19 protein-coding genes are annotated in these 19,548 nt (G+C 33.8%); 10 read left to right on the top strand and 9 right to left on the bottom strand.

Going from position 1 to position 19,548, the window contains the following annotated elements:
- Position 1: 1 nt before the first annotated feature.
- Positions 2–1,954 carry a sensor histidine kinase gene (locus D7004_RS00985; RefSeq protein WP_123204007.1) on the top strand — a complete coding sequence of 651 codons (1,953 nt, stop codon included), beginning with the start codon at positions 2–4 and terminating at the stop codon, positions 1,952–1,954.
- Positions 1,944–2,576: a response regulator gene (locus tag D7004_RS00980; protein ID WP_123204006.1), complete on the top strand. Its 633-nt coding sequence runs from the start codon at positions 1,944–1,946 to the stop codon at positions 2,574–2,576. The genes D7004_RS00985 and D7004_RS00980 overlap by 11 nt, the downstream gene beginning before the upstream one ends.
- A 28-nt stretch (positions 2,577–2,604) precedes the next feature.
- On the opposite strand, the gene D7004_RS00975 is transcribed toward D7004_RS00980, so the two are convergent.
- The 3 genes from D7004_RS00975 to D7004_RS00965 form a co-directional block, all read right to left on the bottom strand.
- Positions 2,605–2,931 carry a HesB/IscA family protein gene (locus tag D7004_RS00975; protein WP_123204005.1) on the bottom strand — a complete coding sequence of 109 codons (327 nt, stop codon included), beginning with the start codon at positions 2,929–2,931 and terminating at the stop codon, positions 2,605–2,607.
- A gap of 83 nt (positions 2,932–3,014) precedes the next feature.
- Positions 3,015–3,428 (bottom strand): Fe-S cluster assembly scaffold IscU, encoded by a 414-nt coding sequence (iscU, locus tag D7004_RS00970; RefSeq protein ID WP_123204004.1) that lies wholly within the window; start codon positions 3,426–3,428, stop codon positions 3,015–3,017.
- A gap of 190 nt (positions 3,429–3,618) precedes the next feature.
- Positions 3,619–4,830: an IscS subfamily cysteine desulfurase gene (locus D7004_RS00965; protein ID WP_123204003.1), complete on the bottom strand. Its 1,212-nt coding sequence runs from the start codon at positions 4,828–4,830 to the stop codon at positions 3,619–3,621.
- Positions 4,831–4,947: 117 nt separating this feature from the next.
- Here D7004_RS00965 and mce point away from each other — a divergent pair, with 117 nt between their 5' ends.
- Entirely contained in the window at positions 4,948–5,355 is a 408-nt protein-coding gene (gene mce / locus D7004_RS00960) for a methylmalonyl-CoA epimerase (protein ID WP_123204002.1), read from the top strand.
- A gap of 541 nt (positions 5,356–5,896) precedes the next feature.
- Positions 5,897–6,172: a hypothetical protein gene (locus tag D7004_RS00955; RefSeq protein WP_123204001.1), complete on the top strand. Its 276-nt coding sequence runs from the start codon at positions 5,897–5,899 to the stop codon at positions 6,170–6,172.
- Between the two features lie 117 nt (positions 6,173–6,289).
- Here D7004_RS00955 and D7004_RS00950 read toward each other — a convergent pair whose 3' ends face one another.
- Entirely contained in the window at positions 6,290–7,912 is a 1,623-nt protein-coding gene (locus D7004_RS00950; RefSeq protein ID WP_123204000.1) for an amidase, read from the bottom strand.
- A 345-nt stretch (positions 7,913–8,257) separates the two neighbouring features.
- On the opposite strand from D7004_RS00950, the gene D7004_RS00945 reads away from it, so the two are divergent.
- The 6 genes from D7004_RS00945 to D7004_RS00920 all read left to right on the top strand — a co-directional run bounded on the left by D7004_RS00945 (position 8,258) and on the right by D7004_RS00920 (position 13,225).
- Positions 8,258–8,506 carry a type B 50S ribosomal protein L31 gene (locus D7004_RS00945; RefSeq protein ID WP_056872608.1) on the top strand — a complete coding sequence of 83 codons (249 nt, stop codon included), beginning with the start codon at positions 8,258–8,260 and terminating at the stop codon, positions 8,504–8,506.
- Positions 8,507–8,578: 72 nt separating this feature from the next.
- Positions 8,579–9,742 (top strand): GlmU family protein, encoded by a 1,164-nt coding sequence (locus D7004_RS00940; RefSeq protein WP_123203999.1) that lies wholly within the window; start codon positions 8,579–8,581, stop codon positions 9,740–9,742.
- Between the two features lie 99 nt (positions 9,743–9,841).
- A complete protein-coding gene (gene tpiA, locus D7004_RS00935; protein WP_123203998.1) occupies positions 9,842–10,603 on the top strand; it encodes a triose-phosphate isomerase in 762 nt (253 codons plus the stop codon).
- The gene (gene prmA, locus D7004_RS00930; RefSeq protein ID WP_123203997.1) at positions 10,603–11,454 is read left to right on the top strand and encodes a 50S ribosomal protein L11 methyltransferase; all 852 of its coding nucleotides are present in this window, start codon (positions 10,603–10,605) and stop codon (positions 11,452–11,454) included. Before tpiA ends, prmA begins: the two co-directional genes overlap by 1 nt.
- Positions 11,455–11,526: 72 nt before the next feature.
- The gene (locus D7004_RS00925) at positions 11,527–12,879 is read left to right on the top strand and encodes a UDP-N-acetylmuramate--L-alanine ligase (RefSeq protein ID WP_123203996.1); all 1,353 of its coding nucleotides are present in this window, start codon (positions 11,527–11,529) and stop codon (positions 12,877–12,879) included.
- 25 nt (positions 12,880–12,904) lie between these two features.
- The gene (locus D7004_RS00920) at positions 12,905–13,225 is read left to right on the top strand and encodes a helix-turn-helix domain-containing protein (protein ID WP_123203995.1); all 321 of its coding nucleotides are present in this window, start codon (positions 12,905–12,907) and stop codon (positions 13,223–13,225) included.
- Positions 13,226–13,386: 161 nt separating this feature from the next.
- On the opposite strand, the gene D7004_RS00915 is transcribed toward D7004_RS00920, so the two are convergent.
- From D7004_RS00915 to D7004_RS00895, 5 genes are all read right to left on the bottom strand, one after another.
- Positions 13,387–14,505, bottom strand: coding sequence for a GNAT family N-acetyltransferase (locus tag D7004_RS00915; protein WP_123204196.1), 1,119 nt, complete (start codon positions 14,503–14,505; stop codon positions 13,387–13,389).
- A gap of 70 nt (positions 14,506–14,575) precedes the next feature.
- Positions 14,576–14,764 carry a hypothetical protein gene (locus D7004_RS00910; RefSeq protein ID WP_123203994.1) on the bottom strand — a complete coding sequence of 63 codons (189 nt, stop codon included), beginning with the start codon at positions 14,762–14,764 and terminating at the stop codon, positions 14,576–14,578.
- 89 nt (positions 14,765–14,853) lie between these two features.
- Positions 14,854–15,420, bottom strand: a complete 567-nt coding sequence (gene scpB, locus D7004_RS00905; RefSeq protein ID WP_123203993.1) for an SMC-Scp complex subunit ScpB — start codon at positions 15,418–15,420, stop codon at positions 14,854–14,856.
- A 248-nt stretch (positions 15,421–15,668) separates the two neighbouring features.
- Positions 15,669–18,668, bottom strand: a complete 3,000-nt coding sequence (locus D7004_RS00900) for a sensor histidine kinase (protein WP_123203992.1) — start codon at positions 18,666–18,668, stop codon at positions 15,669–15,671.
- Positions 18,646–19,440: a LytR/AlgR family response regulator transcription factor gene (locus tag D7004_RS00895; protein ID WP_123203991.1), complete on the bottom strand. Its 795-nt coding sequence runs from the start codon at positions 19,438–19,440 to the stop codon at positions 18,646–18,648. Before D7004_RS00895 ends, D7004_RS00900 begins: the two co-directional genes overlap by 23 nt.
- Positions 19,441–19,548: the final 108 nt, after the last annotated feature.

Genomic DNA, 19,548 nt, shown 5'->3' with positions numbered 1-19,548 from the left:
AATGCAAAAATCGATTGTTTTAAAAAGATGGTTGTCCGTATGCTTTCTATTCTGCAATTTTTCAAACCTCGTGGCTCAGCAATACGTCCCTTTAAATGAGCACAAATATCTTGATAGCCTGAACAATATAATTGTTTCCAAAAAATCGGATAGCCTGTCTGCTAAGGCAAATTTTTTATTATCAGATTATTGGCGATTAAAAGATTCTGTAAAAAGTAAGCGTTATTTGTTAACAGGTAAAAAACAATCAGAAAAATACAAATTCTTACAAGCGGCATTCTATTTTTATCAGGGCGGGTATTTGGTTGCCAATGATAAAATTAGTGCTGAGCAGGCTTATGGTAAAGCTTGTGCCGAATTAGCAAAATATAGCACTAAAGATGCTAAACAATTATTAGCCTACAGCTGGTTTAATTATGCGCTTGTTAAACGAGCAGAAAACGGGTACGAATATTTGATAGATATTATATTAAAAAAGGTAATTCCCATATCAGAATCTATTAACGATACAGAACGAACGGCCTATTACTACACACAACTTGGGTGTGCTTTTATGTATAATGCTCAATTTAATAAAGCAGAATTATTATTTAATAAATCCATTGCTTTAGCTGAAAAAACATACCCCAATTCATCGACCATTCTGCTGGCTTATCTTTCAGCAGCAGGTAATTACTGCTATCTTATCAAAACCAGCCAAGCAAGAAAAATGCTGAACCGAGCAGCGGAGATACTTAAGCCTTATCCTGAATCCATTCAGTATCCGCTTTATTATTATAGCGAATCCATGTATTACACCTCCAAGCAAATTCCCAATCGCATATTGGAAAATGCAGATAAAGGTATGGTCCTCGCTAAGGCATATAATCAAAAGATGTTGTATCAAATGCTTTCCTTTCGTAAACACGAGGTTTATATCAATGCAAAGCAATACGGTAAGAGTAAAAATATTTTGTTGGATCTGCTGTCTTATGGGCCACTACGATCGGATGTAAATAGCAGAAAAAGTATTTATGGCCAATTGGCTAAAACAAATGCTAATATGGGCTTAATGGATGAAGCTTATAAATGGCTAGTCGCATATAATAAAATTAATGATAGCCTAAATGATGCAAAGCTTAAAGAAAAAATTAACGCATTAGAAATAAAATTTAGAAATGTAGAAAATCAAAAAAAAATAGAACAGCTTCAGATAGAAAAAGAAAAAGCGAGTTTATCTGCAAAAAATAATCGATTAACAATTTGGTTGCTTGCAGCGGTAGCAGCCTTTTTGTTACTTATTACATTCTTCACAATAAATTATTACAAAAACAAAAACAAACTTATTACTTCTAATGCAATGCTTGATGGAGAGGAAAAAGAGCGTAGGAGGGTAGCAAGAGATTTGCACGACGGTTTGGGTGGAATGCTTTCGGCGGTTAAAATCAAATTATCTACATGGGCTGCGAATAAGAATGAAATCATTGCCGATCCGGAATTAGAAAAAATAATAGCTCAACTAGATGGCTCTGTTAAAGAACTGCGACATATAGCCCGAAATATGATGCCCGAATCTTTATTGAAGTTCGGATTGGAAACAGCTTTGAAAGATTTATGCGAATCTGCCAATACAGAAAATACTTCTGTTGATTTCCATTTATATAATCTCAGTACAGAATTGCCTTCAAAAATACAATTTACAATTTATCGTATCATTCAAGAATTGCTTTCAAATGCAGTTCGCCACGCTGAAGCAAAACAAATTATGGTGCAATGCAGCCAAAACGGGGATACCATTTTTATAACTGTAGAGGATGATGGTAAAGGTTTTGATATTGATTTAATAAAACAAAAGCAGGGAATGGGTATGACCAATATCAAACACAGAGTAAATTATTTGAAAGGAAAATTGGAGTTACAATCTGAACAAAACCAAAAAGGTACAACCGTAAATATTGAGTTAAATGTTACGTAAAACACGCATAGCCATTGTTGATGACCATCCCGTAGTAATTGAAGGTTTACAAAAACTTCTTCTTATTTTTGACAAATTCGAATTGGCAGCAAGTTTTAATAACGGCTATGATTTTATTAAATACATACAAAAGAATGCTGTAGAATTGGTATTGCTGGATATTAACTTGCCTGATCTTAGCGGAATAGATTTATGTAAAGAATTAAAAGCTATTGCTCCAGAAACAATTGTATTGGCCTTTAGTAATCATACAGAACGAAGTATGGTAATGAATATGATTCAAAACGGAGCAAGCGGTTATTTGCTTAAAAATATATCTTCAGCTGAGTTATTAAATTGTATTAATGATGCTTTAAATGGTCAAATTGTTTTCAGCGAAGACGTAAGGGCTATAATATTAAAACCAGCTTTAAATGGTAATTGTGAAATGCCAAAACTTACTAAGCGAGAAAAGGAAATTTTACTTTTGATATCTGATGGTAAAATAACTTTAGAGATTGCTAAAATGCTATTCCTGAGTAAATTAACTGTAGAAACGCATAGAAAAAACTTATTGCATAAATTTAAAGCTAATAACGTTGCTGAATTAATAAAAATAGCCTCTAAAGAAGGTTTCTTGTAGAGGCTATTTTTAAATATAAAAATGTTTTTTAAACTGAAAAACTTTCGCCACAACCGCAAGTGCGGCTGGCATTAGGGTTTATGAAATTAAAACCTTTACCATTTAATCCATCAGTAAAATCTAATTCCGTTCCGGCCAAATAAAGGAAAGATTTCATATCTAATGCAATTTTAATTCCTCTGTCTTCAAAAAACTGATCTCCGGTTTTAGATTCATTATCAAAATCTAAATTATAAGATAAACCAGAACAACCACCTCCTTTTACAGAAACGCGTAAAAAATAATCAGAACCCATTTCAGAATCCTGCATCAAATGGTCGATTTTTTCTTTTGCTTTATCGGTTATTGTAATCATGTTTATTTACGATTTACGATTTTAGATTTACGATTAGCCTGCAAAATGCAATCTAAAATCGTCAATCTAATATCTAAAATTTCCTAGTGGTGTGATTTTTCTAAAACGATTGCCTCTAAACCATTTTTAACGCGATAATCGTTAATTGCTGATTTAATTGCATCTTCTGCCAACACAGAACAGTGAATTTTTACTGGAGGTAATGCTAACTCTTCAACAATATCCATATTGTCGATTGTTAAAGCCTCATCAATTGTTTTACCTTTTAACCATTCTGTAGCTAAAGATGAAGAAGCAATTGCAGAACCGCAACCAAATGTTTTAAACTTTGCATCGGTAATTACGTTATCTGCTCCAACTTCAATTTGTAAGCGCATTACATCGCCGCACTCAGGTGCACCAACTAAACCGGTGCCTACAAATTTACTTTCTTTATTTAATGTCCCTACGTTACGTGGGTTATTGTAATGGTCAATTACTTTTTCTGAATATGCCATGATATTTTTGATTTTAGAGCCCCACCCCAACCCTCCCCAGTAGGGAGAGAGCTGTAGAAGCCCATTATTAATTATATATTATTGTTATATAGAACACAAATTATTAACCAAACGATTTGAATATATTTATGTTTTGCATCCTAACTTTTAACTTTCAACTGATAACTTTTAACTTTATTTGCGTAGCAAATTAATGTTCTGCCCACTCAATTTTACTTAAATCGATACCTTCTTTAAACATTTCCCAAAGTGGAGAAAGTTCTCTTAAGTGAAGTACAGCTTTTTGAGTAATTGCAATAGCCTGGTCAATGTCTTCTTCAGTAGTAAATCTTCCTAAACCGTAACGGATAGATGAGTGTGCTAAATCATCAGATAAACCTAAGCTTTTTAAAACGTAAGATGGTTCCAACGAAGCTGAAGTACAAGCAGAACCAGATGAAACTGCTAAATCACTCATCGCCATCATCAAACCTTCACCTTCAACATATTTAAAAGAAATGTTGGCTACATGTGGTAAACGATGTTGCGTATTTCCGTTCACATAACTTTCTTCTAATTGGCTTAAGGTAGATTCTAATCTATCACGCAAAGCGGATAAACGAATTGCTTCGCTTTCCATTTCCAGGCGACAAAGTTCGCATGCTTTACCCAAACCAACAATGCCAGGAACGTTTAAAGTACCAGAACGCATTCCACGTTCGTGACCACCGCCATCCATTTGAGAGGTTACTTTAACTCTTGGATTTTTTCTGCGAACGTAAAGTGCACCTACGCCTTTTGGTCCATACATTTTGTGCGCAGTAAAAGCCATTAAATCGATACCATCTGCAATTACATCTACAGGTATCTTTCCAACTGCTTGTGTTGCATCAGTCATAAATAAAGCACCAAATCTGTGTGCAATGGCAGCAATTTCTCTAACTGGTTGAATTACACCGATTTCATTGTTTCCATACATAATAGAAACTAAAATCGTTTCAGGTGTCATTGCAGCTTCAAGTTCTTGTAAATCAATTAAACCATCTTCTTTAACACCTAAATAGGTAACTCTTGCACCTTGTTTTTCAAGATGTTTACAAGTATCTAATACAGCTTTATGCTCAGTAACCGTAGTAATAATATGGTTACCTTTTTCTTTATACATTTCAAAAACACCTTTAATACCAAGGTTATCAGCCTCTGTAGCGCCAGATGTAAAAATAATTTCTTTTTCAGTACAGCCGATTAATTTGGCTACTTGTTCACGAGCATAATCTACTCCCTCTTCTGCCACCCAACCAAAAGCGTGATTACGGCTTGCAGCATTTCCAAATTTCTCGGTAAAGTATGGTAGCATCGCCTCTAAAACTCTTGGATCAAGAGGTGTAGTTGCATTATTATCTAAATATATCGGCTGTTTCATTTCAGTTCTGTTATTTGTAACACAAAGATACGAAAAAACTTATTTAACAATTATAATTAATAGCTATGATGGTATAGGGAAAACATGCATTTTTACATTCACATAACCTTATAAACTATGAATAAGATAGAACATATTGGCATTGCCGTAAAAGATTTAAATGCATCGATAGATATTTACCAAAAATTACTGAATACCGATTGCTATAAAACCGAACTTGTAGCATCAGAATTTGTAAATACAGCTTTTTTTAAAACTGGAGATAATAAAATTGAACTTTTAGAGGCGACTTCTAATGATAGTGCAATTGCAAAATTTATCGAGAAAAAAGGGGAGGGCATTCATCACGTTGCTTTTCTTGTGGATGATATTTTGGCAGAAATGGAACGCTTGCATCAAGAAGGTTTTGTTTTGCTAAATGAATCTCCAAAAAAAGGTGCTGACAATAAAATGGTTTGTTTTGTACATCCTAAAGATACAAATGGCGTTTTGATAGAAATTTGCCAGGAGATAAAGTGGATATAAAATGATGGAAGATGTGTGAATGGGAAATGGATGATGTGTTTTATTCGCTTGTCATTCTCGCGTATGCGGGAATCTTAATTCCTTTAGTGTTGATTAAGGATTTGAAAATGAGTGGTTCTACATTTCAAGGGCTTCTACAGTCCTGCTAAGCACTTTACTCCGCAAGTTTTTTCACACGCTCGTCATTCGGGCGTATGCTGGGATCTTAATTCCCTTAATGTTGATTAAGGATTTGCAAATGAATGGTTCTGCATTTCATCGGCACCAGCAGTCCTGCTAACCGCTTTATTCCGCATGTTTTTTCACACGCTCGTCATTCGGGCGTATGCGGGGATCTTAATTCCTTAATGTTGATTAGGGATTTGGAAATGAATGGTTCTGCATTTCATCGGCACCAGCAGTCCTGCTAACCGCTTTACTCCGCAATCAGCCGAAAAGGCTGATGCTCCGTGTCCGCTTTTATCAGGTTTATTTAACTTAGTTTTGTGGTTCTTAGCGTAAAGCAAGATCCTAAAATTCTAAAATCTCAAAATCCTGTTACGTGCAAATAATTAATATCATCGGTAAAGACTTCGATTTAAACGAAAACCTTTCAGAAAATCAGCTGCGAGAAGTTCTTGTAGATGCCTTTGCTTATTTAGTTGATAATGATTTTCCAAAATTGCTTCAGATTTTATACAAAGCCGATGTTGACCAATATAAATTAAAAGAGCTACTTGAAACTACAGAAGGTATGAGCTCCGCAGAGGTAATAACTGATGCATATATTGCTAGGCAACTTGCCAAAATCGAAACCTGGAAAACATTCAGCAGATAAAGCCTAAATGTTGGAAGTGGGCGTTCAAAGCAGACTTAATTTTCATGCAAGATAAAAACACAGTACTTTGATTATAAAAACTTGTTTCCGTGTATTCTGTGATTCCGTGGCAAATGATTAAACACCCGATGAAAAATTCGATGATTTAATAAATTTTGGTGCCGTTCTGTGTTTCGTAGCTTGTTCATAAGCAAAAGCCATGGATAAAACTTTAGGTTCCTCATAAGCCAATGCCATAATTGATAAACCAACCGGTAATTCATAAATTTTGCCCATCGGTACAGTAATGTGTGGGAAGCCAGCCATAGCTGCCGGCGAACAGAAATAAAACCCACTTCCGTAATCTCCGTTAAATAAATCAATACCAGATGGAATTCCATAACTCGTTCCTGCAATGGCATCTAATTTAAATTTTGCCATCAAATCTGTAATTATTTTTCTTGATGAGATTACTTTTTCCAAAGCATCTTTATATTCTTTACTATCAATTTTAGGTGCTTTATCACTACTTTCTAAAGTTTCTTGTTTAAAATAAGGCATAGCCTTATCTTCATTAGCTTTATTAAATGCGATTACATCAGTCAAAGTTTTAACCTTCGCATTTGCTTTTGATAAATAAGCATTTACGCCATCTTTAAATTCGCATTGCAATACCGTAAAACTTGCAGAGCCAATAACTCTCATTTCCTTTAAAAGCTCTATTTCGATAATTTCTGCCCCTAATTCCTTTAATTTTTCTATAGCGTTTTTGTAAAGCGCAACTACACCTTCATGCCCTGTTAAAAATGACTTCTCTATACCAATTCTTTTACCTTTAAGTGCGTCTTCTTTTAAAAATGAGGTATAATCTATTGCTGATTTACCCTCACTATTTTTCGTTATTTCATCTTCCACATCAACTCCTGAAAGGGATGAGAGCAAGATTGCAACATCGGTAACATTTCTACCCATTGGTCCGGCGGTATCTTGAGTTGTTGAAATTGGAATAATACCACTCCGGCTTAGCAAACCAACAGTAGGTTTTAATCCAACAACACCATTGTACGATGATGGAGCAATAACAGAGCCGTTGGTTTCGGTACCAATGGCTATCGCACATAAATTGGCCGATACAGCAGAACCAGAACCTGAGCTAGAACCACTCGGACTTCTATCTAAAATATATGGATTTTTAGTTTGTCCGCCTTGGCTACTCCAACCACTGCAAGACCGTGTAGAGCGGAAATTTGCCCACTCACTTAAATTTGTTTTGCCAAGAATTACAGCACCAGCATCACGAAGTTTTTTAACTATAAATGCATCTTCGCTAGCTACATTTCCAGCCAAAGCCAATGAACCAGCTGTGGTTTGCATTTTATCTGCAGTATTAATATTGTCTTTAATTAAAATAGGTATTCCATGCATCATCCCTCTGATTTTACCTGCTTTTCGTTCATCATCCATTTTAGATGCAATTTCCATAGCATCTGGATTAAGTTCTATCACAGCGTTTAATTTCGGTCCGCTGTTATCAATCTTTTCAATCCTTTTTAAATACATTTTTGTAATTGATTTCGAACTTGCTTTACCACTTTGCATTAGCTTTTGCAATTGGGTTATCGTGACTTCATTTAAATCGAAATCATCTTTAAATTCGGTAATTATATCATCATCAACAATAATTCCTGCAGATACAGGTAAGCCAATTGTAGTAATTAAACCTGCAGCAGAGCCGCTTTTAATAAAGTTTCTTCTATTCATGGGGATGGTAAAGTGATTGAAACAATAAATATAGTTTATAAATACTTCAAATTAATGCGAAGATTTTTGTGGTAACTTTTTCTAACACTTTGAAAACACATAGCTCTGAAAAACTTTATGCTACATCTCTGACGTGAAATTAGATATTGACATAATAATTTAAATGCAAAACTATTACAATATAAAATTCTAATTTGCGCTTGTATTTAAGAAATAAAATTAAGATATTTGCATCCTCTAAAATAGAGATAGAAAAGACTAACAGAAAGGTCATAAGCGTTGTTGCCAGCAAATTGCAAAAATGTTCTTGATGCTTTCAACACAAATAACTAAAATAATATTCAAATGAAAAAAGATTTGCACCCTACAAGCTACAGACCAGTTGTTTTTAAAGATATGTCTAACGAATATGCTTTCTTAACAAAATCTTGTGTAGATACAAAAGAAACAATTAAATGGGAAGATGGTAATGAGTATCCTCTTTATAAATTAGAGATTTCTCACATGTCTCACCCTTTTTATACTGGTAAAATGAAATTGGTTGATACAGCAGGACGTATCGATAAATTTAAAAACCGTTACGCTAAGAAATAATTTTAGCGTTAAAAAGCATTTTTTAAAGTCCCTTTGCCAAAAGCATCGGGACTTTTTTTATTTTTGTTGCTTATGACAATCAATCTATTTGATGATTCTAGTTGGGAATCATTACGACCTCTTACTTTTACAAGGCCAGTAGCCGATTTACGGATTGGCATCTTAACCATAGCCGAGAAATGGGCTAAATACTTTGATGCTGATTTTGGCTTCAATACGCAAGATTATCTTTCTGTAAAATATCCTTCAATAAATGCCAATCTTTTTATAAATGGTTCGGTTTGTCCTGATGATGGCTTGCTAAATGAAATTAATGGCTTAAATCATGGCGAAGTATTATTAGCTGAAGATTTAATTATAGCCTTTAATGCTGATAGTTTCGATTTAGCAGCTGTAAATACTTTAAAACCAATTCAATACAGCAATCAGTTTATTAAAATTACATATCCTGATGATATTTTTACGCACAATGGCGCAGAATTAAGAAAGGATTTTGAATTGCTAACTAAAGGAAGAACATCAATAAATTTAAGTTCTACCAATACATTTTTAGGTGATAATATTTTTGTTGAAGAAGGTGCAACAGCAGAGTGTTCTGTTTTTAACAGTTTGCAAGGGCCAATTTATTTAGGAAAAAATAGCCAGGTATGGGAAAGTAGTAATATTCGAGGTTCTTTTGCTTTATGCGAAGGTTCATCGGTAAAAATGGGTTCAAAGATTTATCCAAACACAACCATTGGTCCGCATAGTAGGGTTGGTGGTGAAATTAATAATGCCGTAATTTGGGGATATTCATCAAAAGGACACGAAGGTTATTTAGGGAACGCAGTTATGGGGCAGTGGTGTAATATTGGTGCCGATAGTAATAACTCGAACTTAAAAAATAATTATGCAGATGTTAGGCTTTGGGATTACAATGAACAAAGTTTTCGTAAAACAGGATTGCAGTTTTGCGGTTTAATTATGGCAGACCATGCTAAATGTGGCATCAATACCATGTTTAATACTGGTACTGTTGCAGGTGTTAGTGCCAACATTTTCGGCGCTGGTTTCCCTCGTAATTTCATTCCTGATTTTGCCTGGGGCGGAGCGCATGGGTTTGAAGTTTACAGCATTACCAAAATGTTTGAAACTGCCGAAAAAGTGTATGCCAGAAGAGATTTACCTTTTAATGAAATTGAAAAAGATATATTGAACAAGGTTTTTGAATTAACACAAGAATTTAGAAGATTTTAAAAATTAGTTGAAATGTTTAACAAAGTTGAAAAGCTTTGAATGTTGAATATTTTAACATTTCAATTCTATAACATTCCAACCTTAAATAAATAATAAACAATGAGAAAAAAAATAGTTGCAGGAAACTGGAAAATGAATTTAGATTATAACGAAGGTGTTTCGTTATTTAGTGAAATCGTTAACATGGTTAAGGATGAACGTAAAGGCGACCAAATTGCCATTATTTGTGCTCCATTCATTCACTTAAACAGTCTTGCTAAACTTGGCGGTGCTGATGTTGCTATTGGCGCACAAAATATTCACGATAAAGAAAGTGGTGCATATACTGGCGAGATTTCTGCAAAAATGATTAAATCGGTTGGGGTAGAATATGTGATTCTTGGTCACTCAGAACGCAGACAATACCAGGCAGAAAGCGATGAATTATTAGCTGCAAAAACAAAAATCGCTTTATCAAATAACTTAAAACCGATTTTTTGTATTGGTGAAACTTTAGATGAACGTAACAATGGTAGTTATTACGAAGTTCTAAAAAAACAGTTGGTAAATGGTATTTTTAGCTTAACTGAAGAAGATTTTAGCAAAGTTGTTATCGCTTACGAACCAGTTTGGGCTATTGGTACAGGTTTGACAGCATCACCAGAACAAGCGCAAGATATTCATGCTTTTATTCGTAGCGAAATTGAAGCAAATTATGGTTTTAATGTAGCTGATGATACCACAATTTTGTATGGTGGAAGTTGTAATCCTGGAAATGCAGCAAGTTTATTTGCACAGAAAGACATTGATGGTGGTTTAATTGGCGGTGCATCATTAAAATCACGCGACTTTACCGATATCATTAAAGCTTTAAACAGCTAATGCAATACATAAAAGCAATATTTAAATTTGAAGCTATTGAAGACTATCAGCAAGATTTGCTTATTAGCGACCTTGCAGATTTAGGCTTCGATACTTTTGAAGATAGTGAAAATGGTTTTACAGCTTTTGTAATTAAAGAAAATTTTGATGAACAAAGCTTAATAAGCCTACTCAAAAATAATGAAGGGGATTTTAAGGCAGATTATACCTTAAGTGATGTAGCTGACGAAAATTGGAATGCCGAATGGGAGAAAAATTTTAGTCCGCTAATTATTGATGACATTTGCTACGTTCGTGCTACCTTTCACCAACCTCAGCCTTCCTATCCTTACGAGATTATAATTGATCCGAAAATGGCTTTTGGAACTGGTCATCATCAAACTACCACAATGATGATGCAGTACATTCTGGCTGCTGATGTTAAAGGCAAATCTGTTTTGGACATGGGTTGTGGTACAGGAATTTTAGCCATACTCGCCGCTAAACTAGGTGCAAAAAGTTTAATGGCAATCGATTATGATGATATTTGCTATGAAAGTACAATAGAGAATGCAAACCTAAATCAAGTCGAAAATTTATCAGCTTTGTGCGGCAGCAAGGAAGTTATTCCTGATGAGCTTTACGATATTATACTAGCAAACATCAATAGAAATATTTTGCTTGATCAGATTAGCAGATATGCAGAAGTTTTAAAACCAAATGGAAAAATATTCTTCAGTGGCTTTTACCTTGACCCAGATTTAGGAATGATTACTGCAGAATGCGCCAAATATGGTATTAAATATATTGATCATAAGCAAAATGCAGATTGGGTTGCGGCCCAGTTTGAAAAAAAAATGATAGAATTATAGAATGGGCGGATGATAGAATGCTAATTCATACATTCACTCATTCAATAATTCACTCATTCAAAATTTATTTATATGCGCATACATTTTATAGCAATAGGTGGCAGTGCCATGCACAATTTAGCCATTGCACTTCATAAAAAAGGTTATCAAATCTCAGGTTCCGACGATGTGATATTTGAACCGGCAAAATCTCGTTTAGATAAATATGGCTTATTGCCGGCTGAAATGGGTTGGAATGAAGGTAGAATTTCTACAGATTTAGATGCCGTAATTTTAGGAATGCATGCCAGAATTGATAACCCTGAATTATTAAAGGCACAGGAATTGGGCGTAAAAATATATTCCTATCCTGAATATATTTACGAGCAAAGCAAAGATAAATTACGAGTTGTTATTGGTGGTAGCCATGGTAAAACCACAATTACCAGCATGATTTTACATGTGCTGAATTACTACAATCGTGATTTTGATTACCTGGTTGGTGCGCAACTTGCAGGTTTTGAAACTATGGTTAAAGTGACTAAAGAAGCACCAGTCATGATTATCGAAGGTGATGAATATTTAGCATCACCAATTGATAGGCGCCCAAAATTTCATCTTTACAAAGCAAATGTTGCTGTGATAAGCGGAATTGCATGGGACCATATAAACGTATTCCCAACATATGCAGATTACACCGCTCAGTTTGATAAATTTATTGATACGATTGAAGAAGGTGGAACCTTAATTTATTGCGAAGCGGATGCAGATTTAAATGATATTGTAGAAAAATCCTCAGCTAAAATTAACAAAATCGGATATTCAATTCCTGAGCATGTTATTAAAAATGGAATCACTTATTTGCAGCCTGAGCATACAGAATTAAAGATTTTTGGCGACCATAATTTAATGAACCTTAATGCTGCTAAATTAGTTTGTGCAGAATTAAAAATTAACGAGGCTGAATTTAACAAAGCCATTTCATCTTTCACTGGTGCTGCAAAACGTTTAGAAGTAATTTCTGCTGATGAATCGACAAATGTGTATAAAGATTTTGCGCATTCACCATCTAAATTAAAAGCCACAATCGAAGCTGTTAAAGCTCAATTTACAAATCGTAAATTGGTCGCTTGCATAGAGTTGCATACTTTTAGTAGTTTGAATAAAGATTTCTTAAAGGAATATGGAGGTTCGATGGATAAAGCCGATGATGCTATAGTTTTTATTGATTTGAAATCATTTGAGCAAAAGAGGATGGAGCCGTTTTCTGAAATGGATGTGCAGGAAGCTTTCTCAAACAAAAATCTAAAATTTTTTAATGACGCTTCTAAATTAAAGGCTTATTTGCTTAGCCTAAATTATAAAAATGCAAATTTATTAATGATGAGTTCTGGTAATTATGCCGGTTTTGATTTGCCTGAATTGGCTGGAGCATTATCGAGATAAACTTTCCTCAGTTATCAACTAATAAATGAAAAGTATTGGAGAGAATATCAAACAGAGTAGGATAGAGCTAGGCCTGAGTCAGGCTGAAGCAGCCAAAATGATTAATATTTCTACACCAGCCTTTTGCAAAATTGAAACCGGACAAACCGATTTAAATATTTCTCGTTTACTTCAAATTGCAAAAACATTCAAAGTTTCTGTTCATCACCTTATCTCTGGGGATGGTGAATCTCAAAATTCAGCCGATGAAATTTCTATATTGAAAAAAGAAATGGTAGAAAAAGATGAGGAATTAACTAAACTTCGTAAAAAAGTGATTGAGCTTTATGATAAATTGGGAATCTGAGTTGCGTTGAGAACGTTGATAAAGAATAAGGAATAAAGAATAAGGAACAAGGAATAAAGAATAAAGGTGAAAAGCAAAATGCTCTTTCATCCTTGCTCTTTGTTCCTTTCCCCTTGCTCTTTGTTCCTTTCCGCTTGCTCTTTGTTCCTTTATCTTTGCTCCTAAAAAACCTTCCTCATTGTTAAATGCTTTTTGCCAAATGTTGCGCCAGTTGCTTTGTGGATTGCAATCATTTGCTCATTAAAATCGCCAACCCAACTCAATTCCAATTCTTTATACTGATTTTTTGGTAGTACATATTCGCCTAGGCTTATAAACAATACAGATTCTAAACCATGTTTTTGAAATTTTGGTTTTGTACCCATCACAATCGCCCTCATACGGGTAACACCTACCCAACGCCTGTATGCAAACTTTAACTTTTCTAATAAACCGAGTTTTCCATTAAAACCTTTAATCATTTGGTTTGCATCAGGAATAAGTACAACAAATGATGCTGGTTCACCGTTAAAATAAGCAAATTGAATTAAATGCTCATCCATAATCGGTTCCATACTTTTAAAACTCTCTTCTAAAGTTTCTTTCTTAATCGGTACGAAATTTTCAAAATCTTGCCAGCCGTCATTATAAATTTCCATCAAATCAGCTATGTATTTTTCAGAATTTGCTTTGCTGAAATATTCGAAAGTGTATCCTGGTTTGTTTCTTACCCAATTGGCAATTTTTGTAAAGCGCTCGGGGAAAGGAATGGTTAAATTGATATGATTTGTTAGTTGTTCGTATTCGGTCACAAAACCATAAGCATCAAAATGTTTTTTATAATAAGGGAAGTTATAGTTCATACCAAAAGAAGGTGGCGTGAAACCTTCAACCAATAAGCCCCAGAAACTATCATTTTCGCCGAAATTAATCGGTCCGTCCATGGCTTTCATACCATTTTCTGTTAGCCACAGTTTTGCTGTATCAAACAATAAAAAAGCTGCTTTTTCATCATCAATACATTCAAAAAAGCCCATGCCTCCGGTTGGCTGTTCATAGTTAAATGCTTTTTTTTCATTTATAAAAGCAGCAACACGTCCAATTAAACTTCCTGAATCATCTTTCAAAACCCATCTTGTACATTTGCCATGATTAAAGAAATTGTTCTTTTTTGGGTCGAAAACATTCTCAACTTCTGTATCCAGCGGACAAATAAAATTTTTGTCTTTTTTGTAAAGAATTTTTGGTACTTCTAAAAAATTGTTTTTTAATGATGTATTGTTAACCTGTATAATTTGCATGGCAGTTTTTAAAATAAAAAGCATCCTACCAAACGGTGCGGATGCTTCTCAAATGTATATATATTAAAAATTAATAATCTTCGTCATCATCGTCAAAAGTGTCGAAATTCTCCAAATCATCTAATGGAATGTCGAAATCATCATCTTCATCTTGAGGTTTTTTAGCAGGTATTAATTCTGCATCATCTTCAAAATCATCATTATCTTCTACTTCTTTTTTTGAAGTCGGCTTTATCGGGGATTTCTTTGGAGTTTTCATACAACAAAAATAAATATTGCTTTTACAGTTTAAAAATACGAAAAAACTTTTTTTAATAACGACCTGGCTATAAACAAATTAAAATTTATTTATTCTGCAGTTTCACCAATAGTATTTTCCTCTTTAGCAATATCTTTCAGCTGCGGTAGCTGTGATAGGTTATTTAGGCCAAAATAATCCATAAATAATCCACTTGTGGTGTATAAAATTGGTCTCCCAGGTGTTTCTGCTTTTCCTTCTATGCTAATTAATTCTTTCTCTAAAAGCCTTTGAACAGAATAATCTGAGTTGACACCTCTAATTTGTTCAATTTCTAATTTTGTTATCGGCTGGCGGTAAGCAATAATGGCTAAGGTTTCCATCGCAGCCTGGCTTAATTTTTTCTTAGAACGGTGTAACTGGAGTTGATTTACGGTTTCGTAGCATTCTTTTTTGGTTAAAAACTGATAACCGTTATTAAGATTTACCAATTCTATAACAAAGTTATTTGACGCGTATTTTTCTTTAATTGCTGCTAAACTTTCAAATATTTGATTTTCGTTACAACTATCTTCAAATATTGCATTTAATGCTAACAGAATTTCTTGTACAGTTATACTTTGTACGGATGAGAAAATTAAGGCTTCAATGTGATTGACTAGATTAATTTGCGGCATAAACAAATGTAAAATTTTTGACTAAAAAAAAACGGTCTCGTTTTTAAAAAACAAGACCGCTTTTAACACACAAATGAAACCTGAATTAAGATATAGTTTTAGGTTAGGTTATTAATATCTATATCAATTCTATAAGAACGTTTTGATAAACACTATCGTTTATTTCTAACACAAGTTTAAGGCTAAACACAACCTGTAGTAGTTTATATTTAGTAAGTGGTATCAATAATTGAGTAAACGGTATATTTTTATTTTAATGGTACGGAAATAGAGACTGTTGTACCGTTTTCGGTGTTTTGATGTATGTTTAGATGTATAGGTTTTGCTTCAATTTGTCCTAAAAGGATTAATCTTTCGCGTGTAAGCTGCATGCCTTTGCTAATGTGATTGTCCTTTTTTCCTCTTAAAGAATTCTCTATGCCAACGCCATCATCTATAATATCGATATTTAAGTAGTCGTTATCGCCTAAATTTATATTTATTTGAATCTCCCCGCCGGTTTCTTTTGGCATTATACCATGCCAGATTGCGTTTTCTACATAAGGTTGTAATAACATTGATGGGATTAATGTATCATCCTTATCAATCTCTTCATCTACATTTATACTATACTGAAGTTTATTGCCAAAACGGTTTTTTTCTAATTTGAGGTAAAGATTTAAGTAATCTAATTCTTCTTCTAACGTGATGTAACTCTTGGTACAGATTTCCAGATTTTTTCTAATTAGCCTTGCAAAGCCTGTTAACACTTTATTTGCCGAAGCTGTATTTTGTGTATTTATGTAATGCTGAATCGAATTCATAACGTTGAAAACAAAATGAGGATTCATCATCGCTTGTAAAGCTTGCTGCTCCAGCATTAAGATTTTATTTTTTAAGAGCAATTGTTGTTGCTCCTTATCTTTTTGCCGGCGGGTAATGTAAACGGCTAATCTGTAAAAAGCATAACCTACCAAAACGATCAATATAGATAGGAACCAAAACGTTTGCCAGAAATGTTTTTTTATAGTGAATGAAATCTTTGCCGATGGACCCCATTCGTTGTTCTGACTTTTTGCGCTAACCTCAAAAAGATAATCACCAGGTTGTAGCGCCGAGAAATCTAAACGCCTAGTTTTGGTTTCTACCCAAGGCGCATTTTCATTTAAACGATAACGATAAGTAATATCGCTTGTGGTAAAATCTACAGCACCGAATGTAAAAAGTATGGTGTTATTACCGCTTTCAAAAACAAAATTATCTTTATTAATGGGTAAACGTTCTTTATCTTTAATAATAGAGGTTATATAAACCTTTGGCTTGCTTTTAGTTGCATTCTGATTGTTATATTTAAAAAGTATGAGCCCTTTATTTGTTGCGAAATAGGCTGTGCTTTCATCAATATAAAGGTTATTTACATCCTCTGTTAATAAATCTTTACCGTAATCAAAATTGGTAATATCAGCTTTATTTGCATAGTCAGAAATTTTATTTACGCCTTTATTGGTAATAACCCAAATCTCATTGTTTTTAATAAATAGCCTATTGCAAATATCGTTTGTTAAACCTTGTTGCTGGGTAATTTGCTTAGTGATTTTGCCATTTTTGTAGAATAATAAACCAAAGCCATCCGTAGCCAGAATTAAAGTCCCATCTGGTAATTGTTGTATGTCATTTATTCTTTTTGTTAGCAATTGATTTCTCTTAAAGTGTTGCACAAGCTTGCCATTTACAAGCTCTGATAAGCCATCTACATTAGAAAACCACAATGCACCGTTTTTATCATAGAAAACATGATAAGCCCGGTTTTTAAAAAAGTCTGCTTTTTCGCGGTATTTTGAGGCATTAAATTCTAGATTATTAATTCGATTTGGTAGAAAAACGACACCTGAAGAGAGTGCCAGTGCTAGTTGATTATTGTTTTCGCCAACACTAAAATGCTTGATAACAAACATAGAGTTGTTTGCCTCTTTCAGGTATTTGACATCATTTTTAGTTTTGTAAATGTTATTGAATACTCCCAAACCGTAATCAGAAGAGAAGTAGATGGATTTATTTTTTGCATCGTAAGTGATTTGTTTAACCGTTTTGTATTTCTTATAATCATCTAAACCAACTTCATCAATTTCGAAATTTTTTATATTTAAAATGTCGATAACTGCATCGTCTGTTCCAAGCCAAAGTCGGTTGTCTGCATCTTTAGTTATGCTTTTGATAACATTGCTGCTTAGGCCAGATTCTGCATCGATAATTGATAACCTGGAATTTGTATTTGGCAGCATATAAATACCTTGATTGGTCGCGAACCACATGTTACTGCTGTTATCTTTAACAGATTGATTTACGGCAGTGCCTTGAAGATACATTATTGTTTTACCACTTTGATTCATGACCAAAGCACCATTATTGCTTGCCAGCCATACTTCCTTATCTTTATCATCATAATAAAAATAGCCAGCCATATTTTTAAGCAAATTATCAGGAATTCTAATTAAGCTTTTTATAACTCCATTTTGGTATTGCTTCAAACCGCCTTCATCTAAATAATATAATGACCTATTAGTGGTGTTGAAAGCTGTCATGTAGGATAAAGGGTTCACCATATTATTCGCTGGAACAAAATTTTGACCATCAAATTTTTGAGTGCTTATATCGCTGTACGCATAAATATTTCCAAGCTCATCTTCGTGTAGAAATGCATTTGTAAACTGGTTGTTAATTTTTGATGAAATAAATTTTTTAACCGATTTTTTATCCCACTGAATGATAAGATTAGCGTTTGTACCCAACCAAATTCTGCCTTTACTGTCTTCTAAAAATGAAACAATTACGGTTTTAGAGTTCAATTCCTTTAAAACCTTGCTGTTATTTCGGTTATAAAATTTACCATCTTGTAAATAACTCAACTGACCGTTTAAAGCTAAAAACCAAAGTCTTCCTTCCTTATCTTCTTTAATTTGTAGAATTTGGGTATCTGGCAAACCATCTTCGATGGAGAAATTTTGAAAATTTGTTCCATCAAACCTACTCAAGCCCGCATCGGTAGCAATCCAAATGAAACCTTTTTTATCTTGTAGAATGTAAAAACAGTTGTTGCTTGGTAAACCGTTTTTAGAAGTATAATGTGGTAAATAGGTTGTTTGAGCTATAGTAAGAGGAAGATTAAACAGGGATATTAGCACAAAGACCATGCATCCAAAAACAGTTTTTAAGCTACAGGAATTCCTTGCAGGTAGAAATCCTTTGTTAGTTTTGCTTATGCTCACCATTGGATTTTGTAAAATGTTTTATTTTTTCGAAAAAATCGCTGGCTCTTCTTCTTGATACATTAATGCTTTCACCATTTTTGAGCAATGCTTGTAAGCCATTTTTAGAATTGTATTCTTTTAGATGATTTAGATTTATGATACTCGATTTATGTATCCTCACAAATTGTTCTGAAGGCAGTAGTTCTTCAAACTCTCTTAAAACTTTTGAAACCGTTATTTTATCATGGTTGCTTAAATGAAAAACCGAATAATTGCTATCTGCTTCAATATAAATGATATCATCAACATCAATCATCTTAAATCCTTGGCCATACGGAAGCGTTAATTTTCTTATTTCTGTTTTGCTATTTAAGCTCGTAGCCAGGTTGGTAATCCTTTCATCTTTTTTATCAAGAGTTTGATGCAACCGGGTATATTCCAAAACTTTATCAACTGCAATTTTTAATTCATCAATATCTATAGGTTTCAAAAGATAATCTAATGCATTGGCTTTTATTGCTTTTAAGGCATACTGGTCAAACGCAGTGGTGAATATAACTGCAGCATTATGTTGCTGGGCATCGGGTATCAATTCAAAACCATTTCCGCCCGGCATAGCAATATCTAAAAAAATTAAATTAATTTGGTGATGGGCTAAAATATCCTTCGCTTCGGCTACAGAACGGGCAATGCCAGTAATTTCTATTGCCGGGCAATTTTGTTGCAACAGGAAAAAAAGAGATGATCGGGCAAACTCTTCATCATCAACAATAATAGCTTTTAATATACTCATAGCAATAGGTTTGTGAATGTATTAAAAACAGCTTGTAAAAAAAAATGCAAAATCAAAAAACCGCCTAAAGAATTGTCACGTATATATCAGCAAAACAGGAATAAAAAC

The sequence above is a fragment of the Pedobacter jejuensis genome (genome assembly GCF_003725795.1).
GTDB lineage: Bacteria > Bacteroidota > Bacteroidia > Sphingobacteriales > Sphingobacteriaceae > Pedobacter > Pedobacter jejuensis.
This window is presented reverse-complemented; position numbering and strand designations above follow the sequence as displayed.